The 13,469-nt window shown below is 66.0% G+C and carries 12 protein-coding genes; 6 read left to right on the forward strand and 6 right to left on the reverse strand.

Going from position 1 to position 13,469, the window contains the following annotated elements; genetic code table 11:
- Positions 1 to 162: 162 nt before the first annotated feature.
- Both ACF8ML_RS03535 and ACF8ML_RS03540 read right to left on the reverse strand, forming a co-directional pair.
- Positions 163 to 873 (reverse strand): transposase, encoded by a 711-nt coding sequence (locus tag ACF8ML_RS03535; RefSeq protein WP_016445555.1) that lies wholly within the window; start codon positions 871 to 873, stop codon positions 163 to 165.
- Between the two features lie 90 nt (positions 874 to 963).
- On the reverse strand, positions 964 to 1,803 hold the full coding sequence (locus ACF8ML_RS03540; RefSeq protein WP_046239363.1) for an IclR family transcriptional regulator C-terminal domain-containing protein: 840 nt from the start codon (positions 1,801 to 1,803) through the stop codon (positions 964 to 966).
- 86 nt (positions 1,804 to 1,889) lie between these two features.
- Between ACF8ML_RS03540 and ACF8ML_RS03545 the strand changes: the two genes are divergently transcribed.
- From ACF8ML_RS03545 to ACF8ML_RS03565, 5 genes are all read left to right on the forward strand, one after another.
- Positions 1,890 to 2,591 (forward strand): 3-oxoacid CoA-transferase subunit A, encoded by a 702-nt coding sequence (locus ACF8ML_RS03545; RefSeq protein ID WP_012207359.1) that lies wholly within the window; start codon positions 1,890 to 1,892, stop codon positions 2,589 to 2,591.
- A gap of 26 nt (positions 2,592 to 2,617) precedes the next feature.
- Positions 2,618 to 3,277 (forward strand): 3-oxoacid CoA-transferase subunit B, encoded by a 660-nt coding sequence (locus tag ACF8ML_RS03550; protein WP_026062883.1) that lies wholly within the window; start codon positions 2,618 to 2,620, stop codon positions 3,275 to 3,277.
- 71 nt (positions 3,278 to 3,348) lie between these two features.
- A complete protein-coding gene (gene pcaF / locus ACF8ML_RS03555) occupies positions 3,349 to 4,560 on the forward strand; it encodes a 3-oxoadipyl-CoA thiolase (RefSeq protein ID WP_012207361.1) in 1,212 nt (403 codons plus the stop codon).
- A gap of 7 nt (positions 4,561 to 4,567) precedes the next feature.
- Entirely contained in the window at positions 4,568 to 5,308 is a 741-nt protein-coding gene (locus ACF8ML_RS03560; RefSeq protein ID WP_392406289.1) for an SDR family NAD(P)-dependent oxidoreductase, read from the forward strand.
- Between the two features lie 175 nt (positions 5,309 to 5,483).
- Positions 5,484 to 6,491, forward strand: a complete 1,008-nt coding sequence (locus ACF8ML_RS03565; RefSeq protein WP_016445552.1) for a tripartite tricarboxylate transporter substrate binding protein — start codon at positions 5,484 to 5,486, stop codon at positions 6,489 to 6,491.
- A 196-nt stretch (positions 6,492 to 6,687) separates the two neighbouring features.
- On the opposite strand, the gene ACF8ML_RS03570 is transcribed toward ACF8ML_RS03565, so the two are convergent.
- From ACF8ML_RS03570 to ACF8ML_RS03580, 3 genes are all read right to left on the reverse strand, one after another.
- Complete coding sequence (locus ACF8ML_RS03570; RefSeq protein WP_392406291.1) at positions 6,688 to 7,482, reverse strand: hypothetical protein; 795 nt, start codon at positions 7,480 to 7,482, stop codon at positions 6,688 to 6,690.
- A gap of 95 nt (positions 7,483 to 7,577) precedes the next feature.
- The gene (locus ACF8ML_RS03575) at positions 7,578 to 9,095 is read right to left on the reverse strand and encodes an alkaline phosphatase (protein WP_016445550.1); all 1,518 of its coding nucleotides are present in this window, start codon (positions 9,093 to 9,095) and stop codon (positions 7,578 to 7,580) included.
- 38 nt (positions 9,096 to 9,133) lie between these two features.
- Entirely contained in the window at positions 9,134 to 10,546 is a 1,413-nt protein-coding gene (locus ACF8ML_RS03580) for an alkaline phosphatase (RefSeq protein WP_126310919.1), read from the reverse strand.
- Between the two features lie 194 nt (positions 10,547 to 10,740).
- Between ACF8ML_RS03580 and ACF8ML_RS03585 the strand changes: the two genes are divergently transcribed.
- Positions 10,741 to 11,853, forward strand: coding sequence for an MBL fold metallo-hydrolase (locus ACF8ML_RS03585; RefSeq protein ID WP_392406292.1), 1,113 nt, complete (start codon positions 10,741 to 10,743; stop codon positions 11,851 to 11,853).
- Between the two features lie 54 nt (positions 11,854 to 11,907).
- Here the strand turns inward: ACF8ML_RS03585 and ACF8ML_RS03590 are convergent, their stop codons facing one another.
- The gene (locus ACF8ML_RS03590; protein ID WP_080945260.1) at positions 11,908 to 13,461 is read right to left on the reverse strand and encodes a PQQ-binding-like beta-propeller repeat protein; all 1,554 of its coding nucleotides are present in this window, start codon (positions 13,459 to 13,461) and stop codon (positions 11,908 to 11,910) included.
- Positions 13,462 to 13,469 lie beyond the last annotated feature (8 nt).

The raw sequence follows: 13,469 nt of genomic DNA on the forward strand, positions 1-13,469 counted from the left end.
GAACGCAAGATTAAGACAAGGCATCACCTCATGCAATAAATTTATATAAGGGTCAGATCCCAATTAATTCCAGAACAAAAAAATCGGAAATTAATAAGGGACATATTTATTTTACAGAGGCCTGCGATGAGGAATCAAGCACTTGCAGTCCATCATTGGGTACTAACGCACTGTTGTGGTGCGCTCATTGGTCCGTCCTGGCGGACGGCCGGCGCGCTGGCGGGTCACGCGGCGCTCGGTGCGCTGTTGTAAATCGGCAATGAATTGCTCATCGCCCAGCGCCCAGCCCCGCAGCGCCGACTGGCTGATGCGTTCGCCGTCATCGCTGCTGACGCCCTCTTCCACGGCCGACACATACGCCGCGTCGCGCGCAAACGGGGTGTTGCCCAGTTCCCAGAACACGGCATGCGGCTGGATCAGCGCGTCGCTGCGCAGGCCGGCGTTGTGCGCGTAGCTGGACCAGGGCCAGTCGGCCGGCCGCTGGACCAGGCCGGCGCGCACGGGGCTGTCGTCCATGAAGACCATGGTGGGCAGCAGCCAGCTGGGCTGCAGCACCGTGCCGCGATAGCGGCCCTCCCACAGCGTGCCGCTGCGGCCGTGGCGGTCGTTGAAGTAGCGCACATAGCGCCGGCCCACGGCCTGCATGAACCTGGGCAGGCCATCGTCGGTGCGCGGCGTGGCCAGCAGGTGGAACTGGCTGGGCAGGAGCACGTAGGCATGCACGGCCAGCTCGCAGCTGCGCGCCATCTCGCGCAGCAGCCCCAGCATGGTCTCCCGGTCCTGGGCATCGATGAAGATGTCCGCGCCGTTGTTGCCGAGCTGGATGATGTGGTGCGGCAGATCCGCAATGGTGAGTCTGGGCAGGCGGGCCATGGTGCTGGATGCAGGCAAGCGGGTGCAGGGCGTGGAGCGGCAATTATGGAGCGCCCCGCCCCGCACTGCCGCACTGCGCCACACTCCGCTTTACAGGGAAAGACGCGACGAGGCCCTCAGCAGCTGGCTCACCAGCTGCGTGGCGGCCAGCAGCCGGGGCAGCAGTTGCACGCGCATCATCTCGGCGCTGTTGCGGTTGGCCTGGCCGCTGATGTTGAGCGCGGCCACGGTGCGCCCTGCCGCGTTCTTCACGGGCGCCGCGATGGAGATCAGGCCTTCGGCCAATTCCTGGTCCACCAGGGCCCAGCCCTGGGCGCGCACCTCCAGAATGCGCTGGCGCAGGCGCTCGTCGTCCTGCTCGGTCAGCGCCGTGAACTGGCGGCGCTCGCGCGCATCCAGCAGGGCCTGCAGGGATTCATCGCTCTCGCCGGCCAGCAGCACGCGCCCCATCGAAGTCCAGCAGGCCGGCAGGCGCGAGCCCACGCTGAGGTTGGTGCTCATGATCTTGTGGGTGTGCACGCGCAGCACATAGACGATGTCGCCCCCATCGAGCACGGCGGCCGAGCAGGACTCCTTGACCTCGTCGACCAGGTTCTCCATCACGGGCTCGGCCAGGTTCCAGACCGGGGTGGAACTGAGGTAGGCAAAGCCCAGTTCCATGATGCGCGGCGTGAGCTGGAACAGCTTGCCATCGCTCTTCACATAGCCCAGCGTCTGCAGCGTCAGCAGGATGCGCCGGGCCCCGGCGCGCGTGAGCCCCGTGCGCGCCGCCACCTCGCTGAGCGTCTGCGCAGGCGCCTCGGCGCTGAACGAGCGGATCACGCCCAGGCCGCGCGCAAAGGACTGCACATAGCTGTCGCCGGGGCGCGGCGTGCCGCCCTCTTCTTCAACCCCACCTGTGGAAATTACGGAAGCGGCTTTTTTTTCCATGGCCCTATAATTCTTTCTGCGAACTTTTGTTCTACATACGAACATTTTAGCGCAGCGCCAGCGGCCTGCATACCGGAGACAAGCAAGTGATCAACAAAATCACCGACACCATCGCCGAGGCGTTGTCGGGCGTCCAGGACGGCTCCACCGTGCTGATCGGGGGCTTCGGCACCTCGGGCAATCCCACCGAACTCATCGACGGCCTGATCGCCCAGGGCGCACGCGAGCTGACCGTGGTCAACAACAACGCGGGCAACGGCGACCAGGGCCTGGCCGCGCTGCTCAAGAGCGGCCAGGTGCGCAAGATCATCTGCAGCTTCCCCCGCCAGGTGGACAGCTGGGTGTTCGACGACCTGTACCGCAGCGGCAAGATCGAGCTGGAACTCGTGCCCCAGGGCAACCTGGCCGAGCGCCTGCGCGCCGCCGGCGCCGGCATCGGCGGCTTCTTCTGTCCCACGGCCTATGGCACGGAGCTGGCCAACGGCAAGGAAACGCGCGAGATCAACGGCAAGCACTATGTGCTGGAGCATCCCATCCACGGCGACGTGGCACTGGTCAAGGCCGAGAAGGGCGACCGCTGGGGCAACCTGACCTACCGCATGTCGGCCCGCAACTTCGGGCCCGTGATGGCCACGGCGGCCAAGCACACGATCGCCACCGTGCACGAGATCGTGGAGCTGGGCGCGCTGGACCCCGAGGCCGTGGTCACGCCCGGCATCTACGTGAGCCAGATCGTGAAGATCGACCGCGTGGCCACCCAGGCCGGCGGCTTCAAGAAAACCGCATGAGCGCCCCAACCGCCGAAAGCAAGAGCATGAGCAGCTACCAGAAACGCAGCAAGCAAGAGCTGGCCCGGCGCGTGGCCGAAGACATCTTCGACGGCGCCTATGTCAACCTGGGCATCGGCATGCCCACCCAGGTGGCCAACCACATCCCGGCCGGCCGCGAGGTCATCCTGCAAAGCGAGAACGGCATCCTGGGCATGGGCCCGGCGCCCGCCGAAGGCCAGGAGGACTATGACCTGACCAATGCCGGCAAGCAGCCCGTCACCCTGCTGCCGGGCGGCTGCTACTTCCACCATGCCGACAGCTTCGCCATGATGCGCGGCGGCCACCTGGACATCTGCGTGCTGGGCGCCTTCCAGGTCTCGGCCACGGGCGACCTGGCCAACTGGAGCACGGGCGAGGCCGGTGCCATTCCCGCCGTGGGCGGCGCCATGGACCTGGCCGTGGGTGCACGCCAGACCTGGGTGATGATGGACCTGCTGACCAAGACCGGCGAATGCAAGGTCGTCGAGGCCTGCAGCTATCCGCTCACGGGCCTGTCCTGCGTCAAGCGCATCTACACCGACCTGTGCACGCTGGAATGCACGCCCGAGGGCCTGCGCCTGATCGACACCGTGCCCGGCCTCTCGCACGCCGAGCTGCAGTCCATCGTGGGCCTGCCCATCAAGGACGCGACGGCCACGGCCTGATCCCTCCGCTCCCCCAGTGGGTGCGCTGCGGCGCACCCCGGCACCTCTTCATTCTTTTCCCAGGAGACACCATGAGCCAGTCCAACCAGGCCTTCATCTGCGACGCCATCCGCACCCCCTTCGGCCGCTACGGCGGCGCCCTGTCCCCGGTGCGTGCCGATGACCTCGGCGCCGTGCCGATCAAGGCGCTGATGGAGCGCAACCCCGGCGTGGACTGGACGGCCGTGGCCGACGTGCTCTACGGCTGCGCCAACCAGGCCGGCGAAGACAACCGCAACGTGGCGCGCATGTCCGCCCTGCTGGCCGGCCTGCCCATCGATGTGCCGGGCGCCACCATCAACCGCCTGTGCGGTTCGGGCCTGGACGCCGTGGGCACGGCCGCGCGCGCCATCAAGGCGGGCGAGGCCCGCCTGATGATCGCGGGCGGCGTGGAAAGCATGAGCCGCGCCCCCTTCGTCATGCCCAAGGCCGAAAGCGCCTTCAGCCGCAGCAACGCCGTGTACGACACCACCATCGGCTGGCGCTTCGTCAACAAGCTGATGAAGCAGCAGTACGGCGTGGACTCCATGCCCGAGACGGCCGAGAACGTGGCCGACGACTTCAAGATCGAGCGCGAAGCCCAGGACCGCATGGCCCTGGCCAGCCAGCAAAAGGCGGCCGCCGCCATCGCGGCCGGCTACCTGGCCAAGGAAATCGTGTCCGTGTCCATTGCCCAGAAGAAGGGCGACGCCATCGTGGTGAGCCAGGACGAACATCCGCGCGCCACCACCATCGAGGCGCTGGCCAAGCTCAAGGGCGTGGTGCGCCCGGATGGCACGGTGACGGCCGGCAATGCCAGCGGCGTGAACGACGGCGCCTGCGCCCTGCTGCTGGCCAACGAGGAAGCCGCCAGGCAATACAACCTGGTGCCCCGCGCCCGCGTGGTCGGCATGGCCGTGGCCGGCGTGGCCCCGCGCATCATGGGCTTCGGCCCCGCGCCTGCCGTGCGCAAGGTGCTGGCCCTGACCGGCCTGACGCTGGAGCAGATGGACGTGATCGAGCTGAACGAAGCCTTCGCCGCGCAGGGCCTGGCCGTGCTGCGCGATCTGGGTATTGCCGACGATGACCGCCGCGTCAACCAATGGGGCGGCGCCATTGCGCTGGGCCATCCGCTGGGCGCCTCCGGTGCCCGCCTGGCCACCACCGCCGTGAACCAGCTGCACACGCTGGGCGGCCGCTACGCGCTGTGCACCATGTGCATCGGCGTGGGCCAGGGCATTGCCGTGATCCTGGAAAAGGTCTGAGACAGCGATGAGCACCGTGGACAACAAGACACCCGTCACCGTGGTCAGCGGCGCCAGCAACGGCATCGGCCGCGCCATCGCCGAGGCCCTGCTGGCCCAGGGCCGCACCGTGGTCAATCTCGACTACGTGCTGCCCGACTGGAGCCATCCGCTGCTGGTGAGCTACCAGGCCGACCTGACCAGCGAGCAGGCCACGGCCGAGGCGGCGGCCCGCATTGCCACCGCGCACAACGTGGTGGCCCTGGTCAACAACGCGGGCGCCACGCGTCCCGGCACCATCGACAACGCCAGCACCCAGCATCTGGACGATGTGGTGGGACTGCACCTGCGCGCGCCCATGCTGCTGGTGCAGGCTTTCCTGCCCACGCTGCGTGCCTGCGGCGAGGGCCGCATCGTGAACATGTCCTCGCGCGCCGCGCTGGGCAAGCCCGACCGCATCGTCTACTCGGCGACCAAGGCCGGCCTGATCGGCCTGACGCGCACCCTGGCGATGGAGCTGGGCCGCGATCGCATCACGGTCAATGCCCTGGGCCCCGGCCCCATCGCCACCGAGCTGTTCACCAAGAGCAACCCCGAAGGCGCGCCGCAGACCCAGCGCATCCTCAACAGCATTGCCGTGGGCCGCATGGGTACACCGGAAGACGTGGCGCGCGCCGCGCTGTTCTTCCTGTCGCCCGACAACGGCTTCGTCACCGGCCAGGTGCTCTACATCTGCGGCGGCACCACGCTGGGCGTGGCGCCCGTCTGAAAGAACGTCGGACCAACCGTTTGACCGAACGCCTTCCCAGGCACAACCCCCTTCAAGAAGAACCACTGGAAGCGCCCGCCTGCACAGGCGTGCGCCACACAGGGCATTGCCCTGGCCCAGCCCGGCGTTGCCGGGCCCGGCCATCCACCTTATTGCCGAATCAGGAGACCTCTCGATGTTTGATCAAACCACCCGTTTCACCCGCCGCCGTGGCCTGCAGGCGCTGGCCGCCGCATCCCTGACCGCGCTCGGCGCCCTGTCCGGCCCCGCCGCCCTGGCCCAGGACGGCTTCCCCAGCAAGCCCATCACCATCCTCGTGCCCTTCGCCGCTGGCGGCACCACCGACATCCTGGCGCGCATCGTCGCCCAGGCGCTGCAGCAGGAGCTGGGCCAGACCGTGATCGTGGACAACAAGCCCGGCGCGGGCGGCAACATCGGCGCCGTGGCCGCCGCACGTGCGCCGGCCGATGGCTACACGCTGTTCATGGGCACCGTGGGCACGCATGCCATCAATGCCGCGCTCTACGCCAAGCCCGGCTTCGACCCCATCAAGGACTTCTCGCCCCTGACGCGCGTGGCCAACGTGCCCAACCTGCTGGTGGCCCACCCCAGCCAGCCGTTCAAGACCGTCAAGGAAATGATCGCCTATGCGCGTGCCAACCCCGGCAAGCTGAACTACGGCTCCTCGGGCAGCGGCAGCTCCATCCACCTGTCGGGCGAGCTGTTCCGCTCCATGACGGGCCTGGACATGGTGCACGTGCCCTACAAGGGCAGCGCCCCGGCCATCACCGACCTGCTGGGCAACCAGATCGCCATCATGTTCGACAACATGCCCTCGGCCATCCAGCATGTGCGCTCGGGCAAGCTGCGTCCCATCGCCGTGACCACGGCCAAGCGCTCGCCCGAACTGCCCGATGTGCCCACCGTGGCCGAAGCTGGCGTGCCCGGCTACGAGGCCACCTCCTGGTTCGGCCTGTGGACCCAGGCCAAGACGCCCGCCGCCGTGCAGCAGCGCCTGTACACGGCCATTGCCAAGGTGCTCAAGGATCCGGCCGTGGTCAAGAAGATCAACGACCAGGGAGGTGATGTCGTGATCGATACGCCGGCCGAATTCCTCGCCTACATCAAGGCCGAATCGACGAAGTGGAGCAAGGTCGTAAAAGACTCTGGAGCGCAGGTGTAACTGGCCTCCCCCTGAGCCGCTGCGCGGCTTCCCCCTGAGGGGGACGACACCCTCGGTGCGGGGCGGCGCGGCCGGCCCAGGCCCTTCCTCGGTGTCTCCCGCTTTAGGCTGCGCCGGTTTCCTGCGCCGTGCGCTTGAGCGTTGGAATGAAAAAAGAGCTGCCTTCGGGCAGCTCTTTTGCGTTGGGGGCTGGGGTTCAATCCAGCAAGTCGGAGTAGTCACCCTTGTCGTAGCCTTCGATGGCCTTCCAGGGCTGGGCCAGCGGTGCGGGCAGCTTGGTGGCGGTGACGACGATGCGCTCGGTGCCGTGGGAGTCGCTGCGCTCCACGCGGCGGGCGAACTGGTTGGCCACGTCCCAGTCGATGACAGTGGTCTGCTCGCCTGCCTTGCCGCGGTAGCGCTGCACGCCGTTGTGCGGCTTGCCCACGCGCTCCATGCCCTGCAGCGCGGTGGGAGGCACGATCCAGTAGACGTTGTCGAAGGAGCCGCCGTAGCCCACGTTGCCGTGGTGGGCCAGGTCCACGCTGATGACGCGGCGCAGCTTGGCCAGGATGACTTCCACGCCCACCTTGCCGTCATCGGCACGGCGGATGGACAGGGGTGCGGCGCGGGCTTCGTCATGGGCGTGGCCGGCGTGCGGGCCGTGGGCGTGGTCATGGCCGTGCTCCTGGCTCTGGCGCAGGGCGGCGGGCATTTCGCGCTCTATCCACAGCTGGGCCTTGCGGCGGTAGACACGGTTGGTATAGACGCTGCTGCGCTGCACGCCGTCGCTGCCCACGCTCATGGCTTCATAGGTGATGCGCAGGTCGGCTTCGGGCGTGGCCTGCACGGCGTCCGTGGTGCGCGCCACGGAATCCGCAGGGACTGCGGCCGTGGGTGCGGGTGCCGGCTTGGGCGGCTCGGCGGCCCATGCTGCGGAGACGGAGCAGGCCAGCAGCGCGGCCGCGTAGATGTGGCGCGCCGCGCGCGGCGCCGGAAGGGAGAGCGTCATGGAATCCAGCCAATGCGAAAAAACCGGGGCCGGGCACACGCATGCGCCACGGCTCCGGCCAGGGGTTGGCAAGCAGCCAACGAAGGAAGAAACAATTACAGGCCAGCGGCTTCGCGGACCTTGGAGAACACCTTGGTGTTGTCCATCGTGCCCTTGAAGATCCTGGCGCCCGCGCCGCCGGCGAACAGCATCACGTCGCCGCCGCCATGGGTCTCGGAGCCCGGCGTGCCCAGGTTCAGGCCCACCTCCTGCAGGTAGTTGTCGTCCGTGGTGTCCACGCCGCTGAGGTCCTGGCGCTCCGCGCCGCGCGTGGGCGCGATCCAGGGCTTGTTGCCATCTTCGGCATTGACCTGGCTGGAGGCCGTGGCGTTGGGACGTCCGCCATTGCCGAAGGCCAGCGTGGTGTAGGGCTTGCCGTCCTGGGCCTTGGCCATCTGGCCGCTCTGGTAGTCCTGCACCTTGCCCAGGATGGGGTTGCCGATCCTGGAGTAGCCGTTGAACACCATGTTGTGGTCGTGATCGGCGGTGACGACGATCAGCGTGTTCTTCAGGCCCGGATCCTTCTTTTCCATGTAGGCCATGGCGGTCTCGATGGCGCGGTCGAAGGCCAGCGTGTCTTCCAGCGCACGCTTGGCATTGGTGCCGTGCAGTGCGTGGTCGATGCGGCCGCCTTCCACCATCAGGAAGAAGCCCTTGTCATTGCGGCTGAGCACGTCCAGCGCCTTGCCGGTCATGTCGGACAGGCTGGGCTCGTCCAGCCTTTGCTTGACGCGGTCCAGCTCGTAGGCCATTTCGCTTTGCGTGAACAGGCCCAGCAGCTTGGGCGCCTTGGTCGCGTCCAGGGCCGCCAGCTCGCTGCCCTTGGCAACATAGGCGTAGCCCTTGGCCTTCATCATGTCCACGAGGTTGGCCGTGTCCGTGCGCTTGCTGCTGGGGTTGACCGACTTGGGCAGGTAGTTGCGCTGGCCGCCACCCATGAGCACGTCGATGCCGTCGCCCAGCCTGGCGTTGTAGTTGGCATGGCCGGGCACGGACTGCTCGGCAATGCTGTTGTAGCCATTGCGGTTGCAGATATGGGCATAGGTGGCCGCAGGCGTCGCATGGCCCACGCGCGTGGTGGAGATGGCGCCCACGGCGCGGCCCTTGGCCTTGGACAGCTCCAGCAGGGTCTGCGCGGGTTGGCCGTTGCCGGCCGGGCAGGTGGTGTCCTCGCCGTTGATGTACTGCTGGCCGTTGGCCGCGTAGGCCATGGTCTCGGCCGACATGGAGATGACTTCGTTGTTCATCTTCACGCCGGTCATGTAGGCCGCCATCGAGGGCGCGCTGTCCGTGGTCTGGCCATCGCGCGAGAAGGTCTTGATGCGGCTGGCGTAGGGCAGGGACTGCATGGTCAGCGTGGCGCGTTCGCTACTGGCCAGGGAGCCGGCCTTTTCGGCCAGCTGCTTTTCACCCTTGTAGATGCGCGCGGCGGTCACGGTGACCGGGCCCATGCCGTCGCCGAGGAAGAAGATGACGTTCTTGGCCTCGCCAGCCGCATGGGCTGCAGGCGCCAGCAGCGCCAGCGCGCCGGCCGCCGCCAGGGCGAGGGAGGTCTTTTGGAGGATCGGATGCATGTGGAATTCCTTGAGTGCCTTGAATGCAGCGTGCGGCATCACAAGCCGATGCTCTTCTTGATCAGGTTGAACACGGCCGTGTTGTCGATCACGCCCGAGAACGTATCGGCACCCATGCCTTGAGCCCCCAGGAACACGTCGCCACCGCCGTGGGTTTCGGAGGCCAGGGGCACCACGGCCTCCTGCAGGTAGTCGGGGCTCTCCAGCGTGGCCGCGTCGATGGGGCCGCGCGTGGCCAGGCGCTTGGGACCGTTGCCGAAGCCCAGGATGGTGTAGGGATTGCCATCCACATCGGTGGAGGCCTTGCCGTCCACGTAGTTCTTGACCAGGCCCAGCACGCCGGGCTTGCCGGCCTCGGTCTTGCCGGTGCGCGCGGCATAGCCGTTCAGGTGCAGCGTGTGGTCATGGTCGGCTGTGACGACGATCAGCGTGTTCTTCAGGCCCGGATCGAGCTTGGCCATCTTGTCCAAAGCGGTCTGGATGGCGTTGTCGAAGGCCACGGTATCCTGCAGCGCGCGGCGCGCGTTGGTGGCGTGCAGTGCATGGTCGATGCGGCCGCCTTCCACCATCAGGAAGAAGCCCTTCTTCTTGGCCGACAGTGCGTCGATGGCCTTGCCCGTCATCTCGGCCAGGCTCGGTTCCTTGGTCGCATCGCGGTCCAGGTCATAGGCCATGTGGTCCTTGGTGAACAGGCCGGCAATCTTGCTGCCGTCCACGGGCAGCTTGTCGAACTCGCTCTTGTTGGCGGCGTAGCTGTACTTTTGCGTCTTGAACTCGGCGATCAGGTTGCGGCTGTCGTTGCGGCGGCCGCCGTCGGCCTTGGGCGTGAAGTAGTACGAGCCACCGCCCAGGATCACGTCCACGCCGTCGCCGAGCTTGCTGTTGTAGCCGGAGCCGCCGGGCACCAGGGCCGCGGCAATGGTGTTCTCCGCATCGCGGTGGCAGACATGCGAATAGGTGGTTGCCGGCGTGGCATGCGTGATGCGCGCGGTGGAGACCACGCCCGTGCCGTAGCCGGCGGACTTCATCTGCTCGAGCAGCGTGGGAACGGCCTGGCCGTTGCCGCTGGGGCAGGTGCTGTCGTAGTTGGTGTGATAGGCCTTGCCGCTGGCATCCGTGGCCTTGGTGTCGGGCGTCATGGAGATGACTTCGTTGTTCATCTTCACGCCGGTCATGTAGGCGGCCATCGAGGGTGCGCTGTCCGTCACCTGGGCGTCGTTCGAGAAGGTGTGGACGAAGGCCGTCTCGGGCAGCTTGTCCATGGTCAGCTCACCGTCTTCGCCCACGCTGTAGATGCGCGCGGCGGTCATGGTGGTGATGCCCATGCCGTCACCCAGGAAGAACAGCACGTTCTTGGTCGGGGTGGCAGCGGACGATCCATCGCTGCCGCCACAGGCGCTCAACAGCAGCGACGCACCGGCCAGCGCGCTGCACAACATCTTCAGTTTCATGCGGATATCCCTCTGTAGGCAGGGGACCCCGCGGCAAGGCCGCGCCCTCCCCCTGTTGATTGATTTGTGCACTGTAGGAACAGCCCGTGACGAGCCAGTGACAGTCAGCCCAGGCCGGCAGGCGTATCGTTGCAGGCAAGGCGCTGAGGGCCGGATAGCATTGCGGCCAACCCAGCGACGGAACAAGGAACCCCATGAACCAGACAGCCCAAGACCCGATCGCCTCGCAGGCCCCGGAAGCGCCGCCCAGGCCGGTGCTCGACTACCCGTTCGAGGCGCCACCGCAGCGCGGGCAGACGCTGGAGGTGGCGCCCGGCGTGCTCTGGCTGCGCATGCCCCTGCCCTATGCGCTGGACCACATCAATCTCTGGGCCATCGATGACGGCCAGGGCTGGGCCATCGTCGATACGGGTGCGCGCACCGACGAAGGCGTGGCCACCTGGCGCGCGCTGTTCTCCCAATCCACCGATGGCCGCTCGCTGACGCGCGTCTTCGTCACCCACATGCACCCCGACCATGTGGGCCTGGCCGGATGGCTGACGCGCAAGTTCCATGTGCCCCTGTACATGACGCGCCTGGAGTACCTCAACTGCCGCGTCGTGGTCTCGGACTGCAGCCGCGAGGCCCCGCCCGACGCCATCGCCTTCTACCGCCGCGCAGGCTGGAGCGACAGCGCACTGGAGTCCTACCGCGCCCGCTTCGGCAACTTCGGCAAGCACATCCATGCCCTGCCCGACAGCTACCGCCGCCTGCACGATGGAGAGGAACTGCGCATAGGAAAACACCTGTGGCGCGTGGTGGTCGGCAGCGGCCACTCGCCCGAGCACGCCAGCCTGTACTGCCCCGATCTCAAGCTGCTGATCTCGGGCGACCAGGTGCTGCCGCGCATCTCGTCCAACGTCTCGGTCCACCCCATGGAACCCGACGCCAACCCCATGGCCGACTGGATGGAATCTCTGGAAAAGGTCAGGCGCGAAGTGCCCGACGATGTGCTCGTCCTGCCCGCGCACGGCGATTGCTTTCGCGGCCTGCATGCGCGCATCGATTCGCTGGTTACAGGCCAGGAGCGTGCCAGCGACCGGCTGCTGGCCGCCCTGGCCGAGCCGCGTCGCGCTGTCGATGTCTTCGGCGCCCTCTTCTCACGCCCGATCAGCGAATCCAGCCCCGCCCTGCTGGGCATGGCCACGGGCGAAAGCCTGGCCTGCCTGAATCATTTGATGCATGCGGGGCAGGTGCAGCGCAGCATCGACGGGGAGGGAATTGCCTGGTATCAGGCAGTGAAGACTGCCGGTCAACCCGCGCAGTGACCCCAGACGAAGTGGAGCTAGCAAAGAGGGACGACGCGCCCCTCTTTGAGGATTTCATTGAAGATTGACAGCAAACAAGCCGCCGTCCGCGGGACGACCGATATACAGGATGCCCTTGTCGGACGCCATGAGATTTCCATTGACGGGGAAGCGCCAGTTGATCGCATGACTCGTACGGCTGATTGCGTAGGTTGCCGAACCACTCTGGCGATTGGATGACACGAAAACCAAGTCACCGACGACGATAACCTCATAGACCGGCTCGGCTGTTGGAAAAAATGGCGCATCTGGCAGAGGTGTTGACCACAACAGTTCGCCGGTCACAGAAGACCTGGCTTCCAAGGCTGCCGTCCCATAGTCATTCCGAGGCGCGTTGACAACATAGACCGTTGCATCAGCGAGCGCAGGAGTGCTGCGAAAGCCGGAGAGAACCGACCAGAGTTTCTTTCCCTGCGTAACCGAGAAGCTGCTCAGCGATGAACCTGCATAGTTGAAATGCGATGCCAGAACCCTTTCAGAGCCATCTGCAACAGTGGTGAATGGCCGGCTGGCTCCCTTGCTTTCCTGCGTGGCAAGGCTCACCAACTTGCTGCCGTCTACCGTACTCACAATATGCAAGTTCTCGCCATCCAAAACATGGATGCGACCCGCAGCCATGGACGGGGTGAAGAACTCGACCGATGCAATAGCAGGCGCAGCCCATTGCTGCACCCCGGTTGCCATCGCGAATTTGCGACGGCTGCCCTGGTAGATGAACGCATCGTCACTCAGCAGTTGGTCACTCAAGGGGCGCGCACCCGGCTCACCAAGGCGAGCGAGCAAATCCCCATTCTCCGCATCAAATGCACTCAACGTGCTGCCTCCGTTGCCATCCTGAACATGGGCAAACACTTTGCCTTGGCTGATTACAGGAGTATCTGCTGTGGCAGGGCCCTGCCACAGCAACGCGCCATCGTTCTCGTCCAGTACTCTGAGCTTGCTATACAGCCTGCCGCGAGCGGCAATCAGTGGCTCCTGATATTGCCCTTGCTGGCGCCAACGCAGAGAAAACTTCGCAGGATCCATCACAGAGGTGGTCGCCAAATATGCGGTGCGCTGAGCATTCGCACGCAGACCGGACCAAGCAACAGCCCCTGGGAGGTCCGCCAGCGGCTTCAAATTCGGCGTATTTGAAACAACTTCGATCTGGTAGGACAGCGCCCACGGAGACCCCGGATAAGGAGATTTGCAAGAACGGGGCTCGTCCTTGCACAGCGAGATTTTCAGCACGCCCTCATGCTTGCCCGCTGGCAACCCCCGTGACGTCTCCAGATGGAGCTGAAACTCAGCCGTGCCGCCGATTTGTGCCACCGCATCCTCAGCGAAGGCCGAGGTGGACTGCACCAAAACGTTCAGAGGATCTGCAATGATTTTGGAAGACTTGGCCTTGACCACCACCTGCGTCGACTCCCCTTCAAGCACAGCAATGTCAGGCTGCTCGAAAGAGAATGCAATCTCGCCGCTGCCCGGATCAGGAGTCGGGTCCGTGGGCGTAGTTGGAGCAGGAGAGCCCGACCCACCACCACAGGCGGAGAGCAATAGCGCGAGACAAACAGAATACTTCAGCATGTTTTCTT

The organism is Delftia sp. WSY_10 (genome assembly GCF_043104705.1).
GTDB classification, from domain to species: Bacteria; Pseudomonadota; Gammaproteobacteria; order Burkholderiales; family Burkholderiaceae_C; genus Comamonas; species Comamonas tsuruhatensis.